Annotated in this window: 11 protein-coding genes, 2 pseudogenes and 2 CRISPR repeat arrays; of the genes and pseudogenes, 3 read left to right on the top strand and 10 right to left on the bottom strand. The window is 69.0% G+C overall.

All coding sequences use genetic code 11. The features are described from left to right. Positions 1–290: pseudogene (locus ACTVAJ_RS22210) on the top strand (Hsp70 family protein); the annotation flags it as partial. Between the two features lie 228 nt (positions 291–518). Here the strand turns inward: ACTVAJ_RS22210 and ACTVAJ_RS22205 are convergent. Beyond that, positions 519–1,520, bottom strand: a pseudogene (locus tag ACTVAJ_RS22205) (tyrosine-type recombinase/integrase); the annotation flags it as partial. A gap of 287 nt (positions 1,521–1,807) precedes the next feature. Here ACTVAJ_RS22205 and ACTVAJ_RS22200 point away from each other — a divergent pair. Both ACTVAJ_RS22200 and ACTVAJ_RS22195 read left to right on the top strand, forming a co-directional pair. Next, complete coding sequence (locus tag ACTVAJ_RS22200) at positions 1,808–3,865, top strand: HelD family protein (protein ID WP_470390151.1); 2,058 nt, start codon at positions 1,808–1,810, stop codon at positions 3,863–3,865. A gap of 462 nt (positions 3,866–4,327) precedes the next feature. After that, positions 4,328–4,711 carry a hypothetical protein gene (locus tag ACTVAJ_RS22195; protein ID WP_470390150.1) on the top strand — a complete coding sequence of 128 codons (384 nt, stop codon included), beginning with the start codon at positions 4,328–4,330 and terminating at the stop codon, positions 4,709–4,711. A 266-nt stretch (positions 4,712–4,977) separates the two neighbouring features. Further along, positions 4,978–5,801: a CRISPR direct-repeat array (repeat unit 29 nt; unit sequence GGGTCCATCCCCGCGTGCGCGGGGAGCAG). 100 nt (positions 5,802–5,901) lie between these two features. Here the strand turns inward: ACTVAJ_RS22195 and cas2e are convergent. From cas2e to ACTVAJ_RS22150, 9 genes are all read right to left on the bottom strand, one after another. Next, positions 5,902–6,252, bottom strand: coding sequence for a type I-E CRISPR-associated endoribonuclease Cas2e (gene cas2e / locus ACTVAJ_RS22190; protein WP_470390149.1), 351 nt, complete (start codon positions 6,250–6,252; stop codon positions 5,902–5,904). After that, positions 6,249–7,184 carry a type I-E CRISPR-associated endonuclease Cas1e gene (gene cas1e, locus ACTVAJ_RS22185; RefSeq protein WP_470390157.1) on the bottom strand — a complete coding sequence of 312 codons (936 nt, stop codon included), beginning with the start codon at positions 7,182–7,184 and terminating at the stop codon, positions 6,249–6,251. The genes cas2e and cas1e overlap by 4 nt, the downstream gene beginning before the upstream one ends. Next, positions 7,181–7,879 carry a type I-E CRISPR-associated protein Cas6/Cse3/CasE gene (gene cas6e / locus ACTVAJ_RS22180; RefSeq protein ID WP_470390148.1) on the bottom strand — a complete coding sequence of 233 codons (699 nt, stop codon included), beginning with the start codon at positions 7,877–7,879 and terminating at the stop codon, positions 7,181–7,183. The genes cas1e and cas6e overlap by 4 nt, the downstream gene beginning before the upstream one ends. Then, the gene (gene cas5e, locus ACTVAJ_RS22175; RefSeq protein WP_470390147.1) at positions 7,879–8,592 is read right to left on the bottom strand and encodes a type I-E CRISPR-associated protein Cas5/CasD; all 714 of its coding nucleotides are present in this window, start codon (positions 8,590–8,592) and stop codon (positions 7,879–7,881) included. The genes cas6e and cas5e overlap by 1 nt, the downstream gene beginning before the upstream one ends. Beyond that, entirely contained in the window at positions 8,589–9,782 is a 1,194-nt protein-coding gene (gene cas7e, locus ACTVAJ_RS22170; RefSeq protein ID WP_470390146.1) for a type I-E CRISPR-associated protein Cas7/Cse4/CasC, read from the bottom strand. The genes cas5e and cas7e overlap by 4 nt, the downstream gene beginning before the upstream one ends. Beyond that, the gene (gene casB, locus ACTVAJ_RS22165) at positions 9,779–10,471 is read right to left on the bottom strand and encodes a type I-E CRISPR-associated protein Cse2/CasB (RefSeq protein WP_470390145.1); all 693 of its coding nucleotides are present in this window, start codon (positions 10,469–10,471) and stop codon (positions 9,779–9,781) included. Before casB ends, cas7e begins: the two co-directional genes overlap by 4 nt. A gap of 157 nt (positions 10,472–10,628) precedes the next feature. Further along, the gene (gene casA / locus ACTVAJ_RS22160) at positions 10,629–12,293 is read right to left on the bottom strand and encodes a type I-E CRISPR-associated protein Cse1/CasA (protein WP_470390144.1); all 1,665 of its coding nucleotides are present in this window, start codon (positions 12,291–12,293) and stop codon (positions 10,629–10,631) included. Beyond that, positions 12,283–15,252 carry a CRISPR-associated helicase Cas3' gene (gene cas3, locus ACTVAJ_RS22155; RefSeq protein ID WP_470390156.1) on the bottom strand — a complete coding sequence of 990 codons (2,970 nt, stop codon included), beginning with the start codon at positions 15,250–15,252 and terminating at the stop codon, positions 12,283–12,285. The genes casA and cas3 overlap by 11 nt, the downstream gene beginning before the upstream one ends. A 70-nt stretch (positions 15,253–15,322) precedes the next feature. Then, positions 15,323–16,388: a CRISPR direct-repeat array (repeat unit 29 nt; unit sequence GGGTCCATCCCCGCGTGCGCGGGGAGCAG). A gap of 900 nt (positions 16,389–17,288) precedes the next feature. Continuing rightward, positions 17,289–18,197, bottom strand: coding sequence for an energy-coupling factor ABC transporter ATP-binding protein (locus ACTVAJ_RS22150; protein WP_470390143.1), 909 nt, complete (start codon positions 18,195–18,197; stop codon positions 17,289–17,291). Positions 18,198–18,206 lie beyond the last annotated feature (9 nt).

Here is an 18,206-nt window from a genome sequence, read left to right as displayed (position 1 = left end):
GCGGCGTGTTCACCAAGCTCATCGAGCGCAACACGACCATCCCGACCAAGCGCTCCGAGATCTTCACAACCACCGAGGACGGCCAGGAACGTGTCCGTATACATGTTCTCGAGGGCGAACGGGAGCTCGCCCCCGACAACAGAGAGCTGGGCGTCTTCGACCTGACCGGTCTGCCCCCGGCCCCGCGCGGCGTCCCGCAGATCGAGGTCGCCTTCGACATCGACGCCAACGGCATCGTCAGCGTCACCGCGAAGGACCTGGGCACCGACCGCGGCCGGTCTTTCACCGTCGGGAGGACTCCGTCGGACACCGTCGAAGAGGAGGAGTGGGCGGGGTACGGCATGGAAGTTGTGGGCGGCGACGAGGACGCGCAAGAGGCCCACAATCGACCAGGGGACCTTTGATCTGATGGCGAACACGTACCGGGCACAAGGAAACCCCAGGCCAGATGGGGTGAGCCCGCCGATGGGCCTGGGGCGTGCAGGGCCGTATGGCTCCTGGTGTGCTCCTCGGTCCGGCTACGACACCGGCGCCTTCACCGGAACCGGCCCGCCGCGCAGCAGCGACGCGGTCGCCTCGGCCGCCGCCTTCGCCACATCGCGGAACACCGTCTGGTACGTGTCCTGGATGAAGTGGACGGTCGCGTGCCCGACTTCCCTGGAGACCACTTTCACGTCCGACCCCGCCGCCAGCGCGAGGGAGGCGGCGCCGTGGCGGAGCCCGTGCAGCGTGATCGGCGGCAAACCGGCCGCGCGGGAGATGCGTAGGAACCAGTCACTGACCTGCGCCGGATGCCACCCCGCCCCGTCCTGGCGGGTGAACGCCAGGCCCGTGTCCTCCCAGTCCTGACCCGCTTTGAGGCGCTCCTCGTTCTGGAACCTCTTCCACGCCCGCAACACCTTCACGGTGTCGTTGTCCAGGGTGATGGTGCGCTGCCCGGCCGCGCTCTTCGGCGTGCTCGTCACCGTCTCCCAAGCGAGCTGGACCACCTGGACACGGATGTCGATCTGCCCGTCCGTCAACCGGGTGTTCAACCACGGCAACCCGACCGCCTCACCTCGGCGCAGGCCCTTGGCCGCGATGAGGTGGAACATCGCATACAGCCACCGGTACCTCCTCGCATGAGCCAGGAAGGCACGGGTCTGTTCCGGAGTCCACACCATCACCTCCCCCGGCACCGCCCCGTCCAACTTCCACTGGCGCACCCGGTCGGGGGTCCACACCATCGGCTTGACCCTCGGGCACGACGGCAGGCGCACGTGCGAGGCGATATTCACACTGACGGGCAGGTCCGGGCGGCGCACCGCGTCCGACAGGGCGCTACGCAACGTCGCCCTGATCCGGTGTTTCGTGGACAGCGAGATCACCCGCTGCCCGCGCACCGACGCCTTCACCCTGGCATCGTCGGACTCTCGGCACTCCAGGATGTGGATGTTGGCCTTCTCTATCGAAGCGAACATCGCCTCGACCTGGCGGGCCTGAAGCTTGTCCAACCGCAGCCGGCCCAGGTGCGGCACGAGGCGCCCAAGGACGGAATCGCCCGTGGCCAGGCGGACCTCGGGATCGGGATAGCGATATCCGACGAACCGGATAAACGAAAGTCACACGCGGATCCGACGGGTACTGAGTGAGCATTGACCTGACGCATGCGGCGGTGATCTCCAGCCGCCTTCCGTGGTCCGGGCGTGCGCCCGACAGCAGAGGCGAACTTCAGCAAACAAGTCAAGGCCTATCTTCAGGAGGACTTTGACCGTATGGTGTGGCTCGAATCGAAGGAGCCCCTTTGCCGGAAATGAATTATCTCACCATGCGCGCTGTTGAATCGGAGCAGGATTATGTGTCCTCCTTGTATGAGTTGCTCAACGAACGGCTTTCCGAGGCGCGAGCGCACCGGGCGAGTGCGCTGAAGGCCCCGGTGGGCGGTGCCGGTGAGGCGTACGAGAGGGCGATCACCGTCGAACGCCTGGCCAAGGAGATCGGTCGGCTGGAGGGCGCCGAGAAGGGGCTGGTCTTCGGGCGCATCGACCGGACGGACGGTACGGCCCTGCGCATCGGACGGATCGGACTGCGCACGGAGGAGGATGACCTGCCTCTGCTCGTGGACTGGCGCGCGAACGCGGCACGGCCCTTCTACGAGGCGACACCGGTCCACCCGATGGGCCTGCGGCGGCGGCGGCACCTGCGCACCGAGGAGCGCAGAGTCGTCTCGGTGAGCGACGAACTGCTGGACGGGAGCGCCCCGACCGACGAGGACGTCGTGGGGGACGGCCCGCTGACCGAGGCCCTGTCGGCACGGCGTACGGGCAGGATGCACGCGGCCGTCGCGACGCTGCAGGCCGAGCAGGACGAGATCGTCCGCTCCGCTCACCGCGGGGTGACCGTGGTGCAGGGCGGGCCTGGCACCGGCAAGACGGTGGTCGCCCTGCACCGGGCGGCCTATGTCCTGTACGCGTTTCCGCGCGCCGCTGAGGAAGGTGTCCTGGTGGTGGGCCCAAACGCCCGGTTCCTCGACTATATCTCGCGGGTTCTTCCCTCGCTCGGAGAGAACGACGTCGTTCTGGCGACCTGCCGGGAACTGGCCGGTGTGTCCGCGGACACGGTGGCCCCGTTCGATACAGCGTGTCTGAAGGGCGGATCCGACCTCGCAGACGCCCTGGCCGGCCTGCTGCGCGCCTATCAGGCCCCCGCCGGTGACTTCACCGTGCGGATAGGACAGGAGACGGTCCGCCTCTCCTGCGGAGAGGTCGCCACGGCGCGCGACGCCGCCGTGGCAGCCGTACCGGGGCACAACCCCGCGCGCCAGGTGTTCAAAGAGCTCCTGGTCGACGCCGTCACCGACGCGGTGCAACGGGACATGGGCGACCTCCTGGAGCAGATCGACGCCGATACCGAGAGGATGACGGGCATCGACCTCGACCGGTTCACGGGAGCGGCCCGGCGCCGTGCCGAAGGTACGGCCGACCCGGGGCCGGTCCACGAGCTGGACCTGGACGCCGTCCGAGCCGACCTCCTCGACGACGTCGGCCTCGACCGAGCAGTCGAGGAATTGTGGCCGCGGCTGGTGCCTGGTGACCTCGTGCGGGCACTCCTGACGAACGCCGACGCTCTCGCTGAGCACCTGCCGCACCTGACCGCGCAGGAGCGGTCCCTTCTGCTGTGCGGCCCCGAGGACGCGTGGACCGACGCCGACGCACCGTTGCTGGACGAGGCGGCAAGCCTGCTCGGCGGCCCGCCCGAGCGGACGTACGGGCACGTCGTCGTCGACGAGGCGCAGGAACTGACCGCCATGCAGTGGCGGATGATCGTCCGCCGCTGCCCGGTAAGGGCGATGACACTGGTGGGCGACTTCGCCCAGGCGGGCCCGGTCGCGACGGCACGCGACTGGAAGGAAGCACTGAACCCTCACGTCGGACCGTGGTTCGAGCTGCGCAACCTGACCGTCAGCTACCGCACCACGCAGGAGATCCTGGAGAGCACCCGGGACCTGCTCACGCGGATCGCTCCGGAGCAGGAGCCCGCGCGGTCACTGCGCAGCGGTGAGAGCCCCCTCACCGTGACCACGTCTCCGGACGAGTTGGTGACCGCCGTCGTTCAGGAACTCCGCGAGCAGAGCGCCGCGCACCCGGGTGAGCTTCTGGGGGTGGTCTGCGCGGACACCAGGATGGACGAGCTGGCGGCCCAGGGCATCGCTCACCACGCACGCGTCGTGCCTGCGTCCGAAGCACGCGGCCTGGAATTCGACAGGGTCGTCGTCGTGGATCCGGAGGAGATCGTCTCGGCCCGCCCCGGTGGGGAGAGGGACTTGTACGTAGCCCTGACCCGGGCCACCAAGCGCCTCTGCACGATCACCGTCCAGCCCGTCTGACGGCGCGGCGCCCGCAGCGGCGGCGTGGGCGCACTCCGGGCGCCGGGGTTCCCATGCTCCGCCGGGGAACACCCGAGTGCCGGGACCGAACGGGTCACGGGGGCGCCGCCTTACCCAGCAGCTCACTGGTCCGGCGGTGGATCGCCAGCTCGGTGATGCGCTTGTTCGCCGCGGCCGGCTCGGTCTTCTCGGTGCTGGTCAGGCCAGGCGCCAGGCCTTGGTCGATACGGTCCTGGTGCCGCCTGGAGTAGGCAGTCTCGGTACTGCTGCCACGTCCGCGACGCTGCGTCAGGCCTGGACCGGGTCCAGGACCTTGCGGCGGAACTCGGCGGGGCATCCACGACGTCCCACGATGTCCTCCTTGGGGTCACGTGGCCCCAGGATCCAGAAAACCGACTCCGAAAAACGCAGGACACACCAGCCTCCAATAAACCCGAAACGAAACATCTCAAACCGGGCGGTGTGCTGCTCGCCTCCACCAATGCCAGCGTCGACAAGCGGGAACTCGACGAGTTGTGGTCCACTTCGGCCGGCCAGGTGCTGGGGATTGACCGCGGACCCCAGCGGATCAAGCTCTCCGACCACTTCCCCCTCGAATGCGCCGAGGACGCCCTGCGGGCTCACTTCGGCCATGTGGTGGTCCAGGAGCTGTCCGGTGTCATCGAGGTGACCACGGCAGAACTGGTGCTCGCCCACCTGGCGTCGTACCGCGCCTGGGCCGAGCAGGCGGGTGTCCCCTTCGACGCCGCGCTGGCCCGAGCCGCCTCCAACCTCCACCGGCACCTTGAGCAACACGGCAGCTTCACCATCAGCACCCGGCAAGGACTGATCTCGGCCCGCACCTGACCGGCCGGGAAGGGCCTGTCGGCCGACACGTTGAATACTGACCCCGTAGCGTCGTCCGAAATCTGACCCCTCCGCTGATGGTCAGGAAGGTAATCACGGCGGAGGACTGGGCGAAGATCCGCTGTTTCCACCGATCAGAGCAGACACCGATCAAGGCCATCGCGCGCCACATGGGCATCCCGGAAAACACCGTCAAGCGGGCCCTGGCCTCCCAGTACCTGCCCAAGTACCAGCGCAAGATCGTGAACGCGTTCGACCCCGACCCGGAGTCCATCCCCGCGTGCGCGGGGAGCAGAGTTCGGTTCCGAAGCCGTCGATACCGGCCATGGGTCCATCCCCGCGTGCGCGGGGAGCAGGTCCCCCCAGGAGGCGAGACGGGCAAGGAGGCGGGGTCCATCCCCGCGTGCGCGGGGAGCAGGAGGTGTACCGGTCGGCGTGCGACAGGTGCGAGGGTCCATCCCCGCGTGCGCGGGGAGCAGGCCGCCTTCACTTGGTCGTGCAGGCGTCCGTAGGGTCCATCCCCGCGTGCGCGGGGAGCAGGAGGACCTGGCCCAACTCCAGCCCGGGGACCTGGGTCCATCCCCGCGTGCGCGGGGAGCAGCGCCCTCCTCAGTCCAGGACGTAGGTGGAGCCGGGTCCATCCCCGCGTGCGCGGGGAGCAGATCGAGTCGCGGGCCTTGGTCAGCCGGTCGTAGGGTCCATCCCCGCGTGCGCGGGGAGCAGTTCATGCGACTGAGTTTCCAGAAGTTTCCGCATGGGTCCATCCCCGCGTGCGCGGGGAGCAGTCCGCGTTCTGCGAGATGATGCCACCGGGCGTGGGTCCATCCCCGCGTGCGCGGGGAGCAGGGTCGGGTTCCCGTGTTCGGTGGTCCCGCTCTGGGTCCATCCCCGCGTGCGCGGGGAGCAGACGGCGTCGATCGCGTCCTCACGGCGGCGCCGGGGTCCATCCCCGCGTGCGCGGGGAGCAGCCGGCCGCCCACCCGTCCGCACTCGCCCAGTGGGGTCCATCCCCGCGTGCGCGGGGAGCAGTCCGGCGCGGGCTCGGGCACGTCGAACGTGATGGGTCCATCCCCGCGTGCGCGGGGAGCAGTCTTCCTGAACTGGGCTTTTACCCTCTCAGGGAGCTCGAATTTGCAAGTTGTTGAAAATCAGACACAAAAGACATAAGAACCACATTCACACACAACGCCTCATGCACGACCGAAACGTCGACGCTTCGATGCCTTACTCCAACCCTTCTTCACCTGAACGGACTGGTCGCCCTTCTTCTCCCGCGGGCGCTGGATTAGCGTCATCCCCTCGTGGTCCACCGGTTCCCACTTGTGGTCGAACGTCTCGAAGGTGAAACCCTGCTCGTTGTTGGTCGAGTAGGCCAGCAGAGCCCGGCCGCTGCCCGCATACGCCTGCACCTCGCCCCACAGAACCTCCCGCACACGCGCGGACGGCCCGCCGATGAAAACTCCGGGGGAGATCTCCAACAACCAACGGGTGAGCAGACCACGCAAACCGACGGGACATGTCGTCAGAATGATGACCGTCACCAGACCACCCCGTAGTTCCTACCTCCGACCACATCCACGCCCTCGTCGGTCTGCAAGCCCACCTGGTCGGCCTCCTCGATCTCAGCCCCCGGAGGCAGCAGGAGTCGTTTGACATCGTTCACGCACCGATCGAGCAGACCCAACTCATGGATACGGTCCCGGAGTGCCCGCCGCGTACGCGCCCCCACCTCCTCGTCGCTTTCAGCGACCACGTCGAAGGCCACGGGGATGGCCACCGCCACCTTGTACAGGTCGGCGATGTCCAAAACGAACGACTGTTCGTGCCCGGAGTGCACGAACCCCAATCCGGGTGTGCATCCCAACGCCGCCACCACGGACTGGGCAATGCCGTAGAAGCACTGTGCCGCAGCGGTGATCGCCTGGTTCGGCGCGTCGCCGGAGTCGAAGTCCCCAGGGGTGAAGCGTCTGCCGTGCCAGGGCACTCCGGTCCTGGCCGACTGTTCCCGGTAGGACGCCTTGACCCGGTCCCCTTCCAGACCGAGCAGCTGTCTGCGGCTCTTGCCGTCCACGTTCTCGCCCGGGAACCGCAGCTGGTACATGCTGCGCGCCACGTCAAGCCGGGTGCGCTTGTTGGCCCACGCCGTGGCTTGTGCCTGGAGGAGAGCGGACGATCGGGTCAACGCCCGCCCTCCGGAGTAGTAGCGCACCCCGTGTTCGCCCACCCACACGGCACCCGCTCCGCTGTCGCCCAACAGGGCCATCGCCTGGTGGGTGACACGCGTCCCCGGACCGAGGAGGAGGGTGCCGATCGTGGCCGAGGGGATGTGCCGTACGCCTTCGCCGTCCTCGGCGGTGAGGGCGTTCGACTCACGGTGTACCGTGCACCGTTCCAGGTAGATGAACGAACTCCGGTCGCTCACCCTGGTCAGCTCGCTGGGATTCAGCGCCGCGCGCTTGCCGGGAGTGCTCATGCCGGAGCCAGGGTCATCAGTCCGCATCCGTACGCCTTGGCACGACCGATGCCGGACACCAGGGCGCGGCGGAGTGCGTCGGGGTCGGTGATCCTCAGGCGCCCGTCGAAGGTCGCCCTGGTCAACGACACTCGGTTCGGCTTTCCGTCTTGGTGTTCGACCTTGTTGAAGCGGCGTGCCCGGCTGTTGTGCACCATCAACTCGTAGGCGTCCTCGGGCCTGGCCCCGGCCTCACCTTCCCTGCGCGGTACCTCAAAGCCCAGGCGCTCCTGCCGTTCCAGGAGCCACCCCATCTGGTGGCGGGGGGTGACGTGTGCGGTGCGTTTGGTCGGCTGCCCGTCCTTGACCCGCACGGAGTGGACGGGGTTGGCGGTGAGCCGAAACGCCCACGTCTGCCCCTCAGCCAGCCGATCCAGCAGCGGCGTGTACTCCCTGGTCTGCCAGGTTCCGGTCGTGGGCCACCCCGCCTCCTCCACCAGGTGTGTCAGGTCAGGCTCGGCCGGACTGACCATGTACAGGTACACCTCCGCCTTGGCCACATGGTCGACCCGCCAGAGCACGCGCGCGCCGCTGGGGTTGCTCGGCACCTCGTCCGCGAACGCCGCCATCACGGCCGCGTGGGTGACCTGAGGCGAGGACAGAACCTTCCGCGCACCGGAACGCGCGGTATTGAATCGGAATCGGGTCAGGTACATCAGACCTCCAAAGCTGCGAGGGGGTCGTGGCGCGGAGGTTGCACGCGCTGCCGGCCGCCGACCCTCACCGGAGGTCTGGCCGAGACGCCGCGCATCCGGTAGCGGCGGTGGCGGGGGTCGAAGCTCTCCGGGAGGTCCCGCAGGAGTTCGTCGGCCTGCTCCGACTCGCCCGTTTCGACGAACACGGGAAGTTCCGTTCCTCGTTGCCTCCACTCCTGGCGGTACCACTCGGAGGCTTGCCAGGGGATCACCCCCGGGTCCCGCAGGGCGTCGTCCAGCGCACCCGGGTGGACGCCCAGGTCGATCGGGCGGGAGGGCGGACACGAGCGGCGACCCAGGTAGGGCAGGAAGTGGGGGAAGCGCACGGCCTGGTCCAGGTCGGCCAGGAAGTCCGCGTCGTCGCTTTCCAGCCCCGCCACGAACACGGCATCGGCCACGTAGAACCGCTCCGACACGGGCATCGCTTCGCCGGTGACCGGATGTCGCGCGGTCTGGTAGTCACGCACCCGCACCCCGGGCTGGTCGACACGCACCCCGAACCGAAGTTCCGCCAGGTCGGAGGGGTCGGCGGTGCGCGGCCTGCCAAGTGCGGCGGCGAGGAGGCCGATGACGCCGCTCTTGGTCGGGGTGTTCTCCGTGGTGCGTCGGGCGAAGCGCGCCGAAGCCCCCCACGCCTGGAGCGGCCCCGCCAGACGCAGTGCGAGCACGCTCATGTGTTACGGCCCAGCCGTGTGGACACGGCGGTGCCCACCTCGGCCACCAGTTCCTTGAGCGAGGTGGCCTGTGTACCGGTTTCGGCCAGGGGCACGGTGCGCTCCCCCACCCGAGCGACCCAGGTCGGTGACGCCGCCGCCCCGTAGACGCGTTCGACCTCGCTGGCGTAGTCGGCCAACGCCTGGCACGCGTCCTTGACGAACCCTTCTCCGGCGTCGTTGACCATGGGCTTTTCGAAGGCTCCGACGAAGCTGACCGGCCGCGCATCGCGCAACTTGACCACCACGGCATCAGGCAGGGTGTGGTTGCCGAAGGTGTTGACCTTTCCGCTGGGCATGGAGGTGACGAACCCGGTGACGAACGCCTCGACGGCACGCCGCACGGGCTCGGTGTCCTCGGTGCCCTCCCGGATCCCCTGCCCCAGGTTCCTGGCGAGCTGGTCGACGTCCACCGCCGCGTACCGGTACAGGGTCGCGGAGTTGAAGTCCACGGTGCCGATCATCCCGGCACCGGTCTCCTCCTCAGGGTTCTCGTCGTCGACGGCCGTGTAGTAGTCGGATTCGGTGTCGACCTCGTGGACGCTGATGGCGTGTGCCACCTGGGTGGCGGCGTCCACGTTGATGTCGGCGCCGTCCGCGACCATCCGACCGAACAGCGCGATGTCCACCGAATGCCCGGTGTCGGCGATGCTCCTGGCCCTGACCCTGACCTCTTTGTCCTTGAGGAACGTCTTGATGTCGTCCTTGCCCTCCACGGCCAGGGCCGCCAGGCCGTCGCGCTGTTGGGCGCTGAGGAACATCAGGTAGCCGGATTCGGGTGCGGGGGCGGGCCTGCCCTCCTTCTTGGCCGCCTTCACCTTGCGTTCGACGGGTTCGACCTTGGTGCCGGTGGCGGCGTGGATGGTCTGGGCGGCCAGGTCCCAGGCCGTGGCCGTCTCGATACCGGGGTCCAGTTCGACGATCCGCTTGGCGACGAACTCGGCGACGCGCTTGGTCCGGGTACCGAGCTCCTGGGGGTCCAGCAGGTTCTGGAAGCTCTCGCGGGTGGCGCGTTTCCATGCCTGGCTGGAGACCCGTGCCCGTCGCACCCCTCCGTACACGGCGGTCTTGGGGCTTCCGGTGTCATCCCTGTTGAGGTTGCTCGGTGGGACGGTCTGGAGGACGTGCAGGTCGATGATGGTTCGGCTCACTGGTTTTCCTTCTCAGGAGTGGTGGTCGCGTCGTCGGAGGCGGCCTCGGCGGCACTGTCGTTGTTCTTGGTGGGCCGGTAGGAAACGAATCCGTGTCCCCACTCGTCCCGGACCTGTTTGATCCCGCCGGGTTCCTGGGCTTTGAAGAGCTGGTCGGCGAGCAGTCCGTAGTCGAGCGGGATCCGTTCCTGGCGCAGGCGGGCGACGATCTGGCGGAGCTCGCCCACCCGGGTGGGAAGGGCACTCGCCTGCGCCGCCTTTTTCAACCGGTTGTGCAGGGCGGGGTCGATCCTGCCGTCGGGCATGCAGGCGCGCACAGCCCAGCCCAGGCCGTGGTGAGGCAGGCGTCCGCGGCCGCCGTCGAGGTACCTGACCCGGCGATGCATCCGGTTGTCGTGACGACCCGTTCTCTCCGGCCTGTCGGTGTCCGGGTGGTCTTTCCCGGAGGGATCCTGACCGTCGTCCCCGTTCGAGGCGCCGCGGAGGGACTGCTGGTGGAGGGCGAACAGGGTGACGGCGGCGTGCACCGCCTCCTCCGCCCAGTCCTGCTGCCTGCGGTTCCAGCCCAGGAGGGTGTACTCGTGTGCGTCGACGGTGAGTCCCCACAGTTGCGGACATTCTCCGAAGGTCTTGCCCGCACCGCCGCGCAGTTGCGCCAGGGCGGCGACCGCATCTGGCCGATCGGTCAAGTATCCCCTCAGGAGGTCCTCGACGCGGTCGCTGACCGCGTTTCCGACAGGGCCGAGGTCACTGCGCCCCTTGTTCTCGGCTTCCGGCTGTTGGGCCTCTGCGGCCCGTTCGGTTCGTTCGGTCTGGCCTGTCTGTGTCATATGTCCATACCCGGTGTCAGTTCGTGGGAGCAGGGGCGGTGTAGGGCAGCAACCGGGTCAGTTCCCGCTGGAAACGGCTCCTGGCCTGCGGAGTGCTCAGCCACATGTCTCCGGCCTTCGTCTCGATCACGCGCCCTTCCCAGGCCGAGGGACCGGCGGTGTCGGCGAGTTCGTCGCCGATCCGGCGGATCTGGTCCCGAAGTGTGCGCTGCCATTGCGCTCGGGCCTGGTCAGGGTCGGTGGCGCTGTCGAGTGAGCCCACCCAGCGCCGGTAGTGGCCGTCGAGTTGCCCGTAACCACGGTCGCGTGCGGAGTCGCGCCGCGGCCCCGGTTCCGTTCCGGCGGCCCTGGCGAGGTCGTGGGCGAGGGTGCCGAGGATCTCCACGGCCCGGTAGGCGTCGTCCACGGCGTTGATCGCCTGTTGGCGCAGCCCTGAGCGGTGATCGTCCAGGAGGGCGACGGCCATGTTCAGGTCGTCGTCGACGACCTCGTCGATGACGGACTGCTGGGTGCCGTACCGCGCGCCGATCAGCCGGGCTCGCACTCTTTTGTCCTTCTCCTCCAGGAACCCTTCGGTCGCCAGCCACGCCACCCAGTCCAGTACGCGCGGTCGAACGAAGTCGTCGGCCCTGCCCTGGACGCGGTCGGTGATGAGGGAGGCCAGGCCGCGCCAGGCACTGCGCGTCGGATCGTGCTCGCGCGGCATGTACACCAGAGGCACCTTGTGCTTCTTCTCCTGGGCCTGGCTGCGTCGCCACCCGGTCATGGGTTCCTGCCGGTGACGGTGCTCGTGGGGGGTGAGGGGGTCACCGTAGGCGAGCAGGACCCCGTACACCCCCTCGGCATCGAAGTGCAGGCGCACACGACGGCTCTGCCAGGTGTACAGGTCGCGGACGCCGTGGGGCCGGTAGGCGGCCTCGACGGGTGTGAGCGGGCCGGGGCCGACCGGTTCGTGACGCCAGGCCGGAGCGTCGGCGTCGTCGGCGCGGATGTGGTCGTACTCGGCGGCCACGAGGTTGAGCAGGAGTGACTCGCGCAGGTTGGCGGCCTGCACCATGACCCCGCCGAGGTTCCCTGCCCAGGCGACCCCCTGCGGGTAGCCCTTGCCGCCCTTGACCCGGGCGTCACCGACCGCCCCGGACTTGATGCCGGAGGTGTCGAAGGCCTGGGCGTGGACGAGCCAGCGGGCCGCCTCGGCGAAGTCGAGCCGCTGGGCTCCGTGGGCCCGCATGGTGAAGAAGCGGTTCCCGTTGGGCACGTCGGCGACGAGACGGTCGAGGGAGGAGTACTCGTTCTTGCTCGTGTGGAGCCCCGCGACCTGGAAGAACGGTGTCTGCGGGTGGAGGAGGTCGAAGCGTTCGCGGTGGCGGTCGAGGTAGTCGTCGACACGCTCGCACGGAAGGGTGTCCGCCTCCCAGAGTTCGTACCAGTCCTCCGCGCTTTCGGGGCCGTCCACGGCGTCGTGGAGAATCGCGAGAAGAAGCCGAACGAGCGCGAACTCCTGGGTGGGTAGGTCGCCGACCAGACGGACCAGGTGGGGCGCCTGGTGGAACACTTGGCGGAGGGAGAGTTCGTCCTCGGTCCCGTTGGGGCGCAGAACCCGGATCCACGGCCGTGCTGTCAGGTCGAACGCCGGTTGCTGGCCCGGGGGTGAGCTCTCGGTCAGGGGATCATTCGACACGGCTTACCTTCAACCCGTCTTCTTCGCTGTAGTGGAGTTCGAACCCTGCCAACTCCCGACGACATTTCTCGTCGAGGACCAGGAGGAGTTCACCTGCGAGCCAGTGGGATTCCTTGACCTGCCACGCAGGAAAAAAATCTGATTCGAGTTCTTCAATGGCTTTTATGGCAGTTTGTTCGAAAGTGAATTCGAACGGCAGTCGCAATCCACAGGCCGCCACCGTGCGAGCCAGGCCGACGGGTGGGACCGCCTCGGTGGGCAGTTCCCGGCCGCCCCGACCGTTGGGCAGCCAGGGAACGGTGCAGATGGCCCCGTCCGCGCGCCGCTGTACGACCAGGACCTCGATCGTGTCGGAGGTGTCGCGGACCTGTTGCCGACCGGCGCGGGTGTCATCGGCGTCCCCCGCACCGGCGGCCACCCATCCCACCAGCGACCGACCGTCCCTGCCCACGTCACCGAGCAGGAATCCCTCGGCCTTGTGGAACTGTTCGGCGATGGCGATGTCGAAGGTCTCCCTCGCCTGGCCGATCGCGACCCGCCAGGTGTTCGGTCCGAGTGGAGCGTCCCCGTACACCGCCTGTACAAGCGGGCTGATGTCCTCGGGAAGGCACACGGCCGAGGCCGTAACGTCGCCCGTGTCGGCGGCGGCGAAACGGGTCTCCAACGCGGCCGCCGTGCGCAGCAGTAGGTACGTGCCATAGATCTTCGTGCCGCTGACGGGGGTGGGAACCACGGTGGCCCGGTCCACCCCGGTGACGAGACAGCGGGCCGCGCGCAGACGCGGCGGGCGGTCGCACTGTTCGGCTCCCCGCTCGTGCCGGTGGAGACGGCCCATGCGCTGGAGCATGAGGTCGATGGGGGCGAGGTCGGTGACGAGGAGGTCGAAGTCGATGTCCAGGGACTGCTCAGCGACCTGGCTGGCGACGACCACGTGCGGCCCCCTCGGCCGCTGGCCATCCAGCTCTGTGACCTTGTCCGGGTTGCCGAAGTTCCGCAGCAGGTCCTCGTCGTTGGCCAATCGGTCCAGGTCCAGGAAACGCGCGTGCGCGACGGTGACGTTGTCGTGGCCGAAGCGCTCACGGAGTTTCTCGGCAGTGGCGTGGACCCTGGCGACGGTGTTGCGGATGACCAGGGCGTTCCCGCCGTCCGCGAGTTCGCTACCCAGACGCTCAGCGAGAACATCGACGTCGTCGTCCAGGCGTTCCAGGCGCACCTGGGTCGACCGTCCCGAAGCGGCTGGACGGTACAGGGTCGGCGACACGCCCCTCTGCACCGCGGTGATGAGGGGGTAGCTCTCCTCCTGTTCCAAAGGCGCGAACTCTGACGCGTCCGGCCGCACTCCTGCGTAGGCCGCCGCCAGGGCCCGGCGTCGGCTCGCGGGAAGCGTCGCGGACAGAACCACCACGGGAACCCCGTAGGCGCCCAACCACGACAGGGCCCGGTCCAGGTAGCGGCTCATGTAGGTGTCGTAGGCGTGGGCCTCGTCGACCACCACGACCTTGCCCGCGACAGCCAGGTGTCGCAGCGCCAGGTGGCGGGTCTTGAGACCGACGAACAGCAGCTGGTCGATGGTGCCCGCGACGAAGGAGGCGAGCATCCCCTTCTTGCGGCCCCGAAGCCAGTGGTGGGCGACCAGTTCGGCGGAGGTGCGCACCTGGTCGGAGCGGTGGTTCCAGTGGTCGTCGTCACCGTCCGGATCGATGTTGGCGCTCTGGCCGCCAGACCACATCAGACGGGTGAAGCGCTCGTTGAGCGCGGCCTTGGAGTGAGCGAGGTTCACCGAGTAACGCGTGTGCTCGTCCGGGGCGGGTATCCGGTCCAACCACGAGGTCAGTCGGGGGAACATGGCGTTGCCGGTGGCCATGGTGGGCAGTGCGAAGAAGCAGCCGCCCGCGCCGGTGTGGGCGCCGAGGATCTCGGCGGCGACCAGGGCGGCCTCGGTCTTACCCTCGCCCATGGGGGCCTCCACCATGAGCAGGCCCGCGCCACCGAGGTCGCGTGCCGCCGTCACAGCGGCCTCCTGTACAGGGCGGACCTTCGCCCCGCCGGGGAGATCGAAACGAGCCTTGAACAGGGCATCCACACTCAGGTCAGGGTCCTGGGGCCGCCACGGCGCGGGTAGGTCGAGAAGTCGCCAGGCTTCCTCGACACGTTCGGGATCGTGTTCCCTCGGGCCGGGGAACAAGGGGAAGAGATCGGCGTTGGAGGCGATCCAGTCGGCGACGATGGTCAGAGCGGTGAGCAGCACCTGGGTGGTCTGTGGGAGCTTGACGCCTGACCACTCCGCCAGGTGCGCCCGTGCTCCGGTGACGGCCGCCGCGTGCTGGAGGAGTTCGTGCTGAACGGCTTTCCAACCCGGTTCGCCACCACGGGTCCGCAGCATCTGGGGGTGGCCGCGGAGGGTCTGGATGTCTCCCGCTTCGGGTGGGACCCCGTGGTGGCCACCGGCCACGATGGTGAACGGCAGGGTGGCGCGCTTGGTCCAGCCGTGCTGTTCCATGAGCCACTCCTGCATCAGGAGTTGCCCGGCGAGCCCGTGGGGGGCGAGTTTGCGGTCCTGCCTGATCTGCTTCTCCAGCGGGACGTCGAGGCCGTGACGCCGCATCCGGTCGGCGAGATCCTCGACCTGGCAGGCAAACGCGGGAGTGGCCTTTCCGATGTCGTGGGTGCAGGCGAGGAACACCGTGAGGGTTCGGGCGCTGTCGACCCCGCCCCGCAGGGCGTCGGCAATATGACGGCGCACCTGGTCGGGGAGCCAGTGGTCCCAAAGTCGACCCGCGACGGCGGCGCTGTCGGCCATGTGCCGCCACAGTGGCAACCAGCCATCAGTACGCCGGTCGTGTTTGGCCCACACCGAGCGGGCCGCGAGGGACAAGCCACCTGGCCAGGGTTGTGGAGAGGAGCGTTCGATCACGCGGACATCCAATCGAAGCACCCGGGACTGGGTGTCGAAAACCATCCACATGGCCGCATCCGGCCACCCTTCTGAAGAAGGCCCGTCTCCCCAAGCACCTCTGTCTGGGAAGACGGACCCCATCCCCGCGTGCGCGGGGAGCAGGGGTAGCGCTTGTACGCGGCGTAGAGGGGGTTGGGTCCATCCCCGCGTGCGCGGGGAGCAGGCCAAGCGTGGGGGCCTGTACTCGGCGGCGGCGGGCCCATCCCCGCGTGCGCGGGGAGCAGGCGGGCGAGAGCGAGCGGTCCGACGCGTGCCCGGGTCCATCCCCGCGTGCGCGGGGAGCAGCGGTTCCGTGGGGTCGAAGATTGTGGCACACCGGGTCCATCCCCGCGTGCGCGGGGAGCAGTCCACGGGGCCGATGTAGAACTCGATGACCTCGGGTCCATCCCCGCGTGCGCGGGGAGCAGAGCCTCAGCGGCGGGCTCGCGCTCCGGAAACCAGGTCCATCCCCGCGTGCGCGGGGAGCAGGGTCACGCTGCGCACCCAGACCCGGTTGCGCCGGGTCCATCCCCGCGTGCGCGGGGAGCAGCATGACGGACTCAGAGACCACAGGCGGGCCTCGGGTCCATCCCCGCGTGCGCGGGGAGCAGTCCGACATGGTCGGCGGGTCGGGCAGGACCTCGGGTCCATCCCCGCGTGCGCGGGGAGCAGAAGCTGTACCCGATGTCGGCCCACCCGTTGCCGGGTCCATCCCCGCGTGCGCGGGGAGCAGGACCGCCGCCAGGACGTGAAGCTCTGGCAGGAGGGTCCATCCCCGCGTGCGCGGGGAGCAGGCGACCATCCGTGACACCGGCACCGAGCCGTTGGGTCCATCCCCGCGTGCGCGGGGAGCAGGTCGAGACCGTGACCGGACCCATCGAGAAGCGGGGTCCATCCCCGCGTGCGCGGGGAGCAGTCGGCGCTCACCCTGGACACGTCCTCGCGCATGGGTCCATCCCCGCGTGCGCGGGGAGCAGTCGAACTGGCGGACCAGGTTGTAGGTGCGCCGGGGTCCATCCCCGCGTGCGCGGGGAGCAGCGGCATCCCGCCGGAGCGGGTCCGCGTCGTGAGGGTCCATCCCCGCGTGCGCGGGGAGCAGGTATAGTCGATAAGTGATATAGGCGCTATCCTGGGTCCATCCCCGCGTGCGCGGGGAGCAGACTTCCTGACCTGGACTTTTACTCTCTCCGGTAGCTCAAATTTGCAAGTTGTTGAAAATCAGACACAAGAAACAAAAATGAACAAATATCCACACTAAGCCCCATAAGCCACGAAATCCCGCTCATCACCATAGGGTCCGTCCACCCCGATCACCTCACATCATCCACGGAATGACAATCTCACCCCGGAGAACACCCTCGACACCCATACCAACACCGAGAACCTCACGAGGTGCCATCGGACGCCGCCAACCGGCCATGTGTGCTCCGTTCATGCTCTTCAGTTCCGTACTGGCACGACACCTGGTGGCATCACACGACCCCAGACAACACAGCGGATCGGACGAAATGACACAAAAAGGCACAAAATAACACGTGGCGACACCAGATCACCGGACTTCTCATCCGATGGCAGCGACAGGACCCCTGGGTGCCCGCAGGAACGCACCTCACGGTGGAACGCGACGCAACCGGGCAGCCATGTGCCCACGCTCCGCACATTCTCCGATTCTCGTGGATGAGGGCGATCAGCGGCCGACGATCGGCCCCCAGCGGTGAACACCGCACCGTGCGCTACCGGTGTGCCCCGCCGGGGGTGGGGCCGCGCTCCCGCGTTCCGCCGCGGTGATGCGAGCGTTGCACCCTTGGGCGCACCGCTGCCTCGGGTGGGGGTGGTGCCGGGTTTCTCGGGGTTGACGTGCACCGGTCCGCAGAGGCGTTCACGTCCGTGTCGGCGGACGGTCCGGCCGGCGGCGCCGTCCCGGGGGCGTGCGAGCGCACGGTCGAACCTCCCGCCGCGTCCCGCGCGGACTCCGTCGCCGACCTCGGCGGGCGGTGCGGATCACCTGCCCGGCCCTCCGGTCCCCGTGATCCGGCCGCGCGGGACGGGACGGGGAGCGCTCACCGGTCCGGATCCCCGAGGATGCGGGCCAGGTCCTCGGGGGCGACCGGGTCGGCTGCGCCGTCGGGCAGCAGCCCGTGCGCGCGCAGGGCGCGCCCCACCAGCGGCCCCCAGGCGGGACGCAGCCGGGCCCGGGCCAGCAGGGCGGTGTCGCCCAGCACCTCCCCGGCCGGACCCGCCGCCAGTACCGTCCGGTCCAGGACCAGTGCCCGGTCCGCCCAGCCGTGCACCAGGTCCACGTCGTGCGTGGACACCACCAGCGTGGTGCCCCGTGCCCGCAGGGCGTCCAGGGTGGACACCAGCTCCACCACCCCCTCCGGGTCCAGGCCCGCCGTGGGCTCGTCCAGGATCAGCACGTCGGGGCGCATCGCCATCGCCCCCGCCAGCACCACCCGCTTGCGCTGACCGTAGGAGAGCAGGTGGGTGGGGCGGTCGGCGAGCCCGGTGATGCCGAGCGCGGCCAACGCCCAGTCCACCCGTTCGCGGACCCGGTCGGCGGGCAGGTCGAGGTTGAGGGGACCGAACGAGACGTCCTGGCCGACGGTGGCGGAGAACAACTGGTCGTCGGGGTCCTGGAAGACCATCTGCACCCGGCGGCGCAACCGGTCGCGTCCGCGCCGACCGCGCGGCAGCGGTTCACCGTCCAGCAGCACCGATCCCCGGGTGGGGGCCAGGCTGCCCGCCAGCAGGCGCAGCAGGGTGGTCTTGCCGCCGCCGTTGGGGCCCAGCACCGCCAACAGCCCGCCGGGGTGGATCCGCACGTCCACCCCGGACACCGCGGAACCGGTGTCCTCGTAGTCGTAGTGCAGCCCCCGTCCGGCCAGGACGGGCGTGCCGTCGTGGCCCAAGGGCGCGGGATCGGCCGCCGCGGCGGCACGGGGGTCGGGCCCCGGAGGTCGGGCGCGCATGCGTGTCTC

This window comes from Nocardiopsis sp. KDC1DS13DA1 (assembly GCF_055632325.1).
The sequence above is the reverse complement of the archived record's forward strand: the minus strand, read 5'-3'. Positions and strand labels throughout refer to the sequence as shown.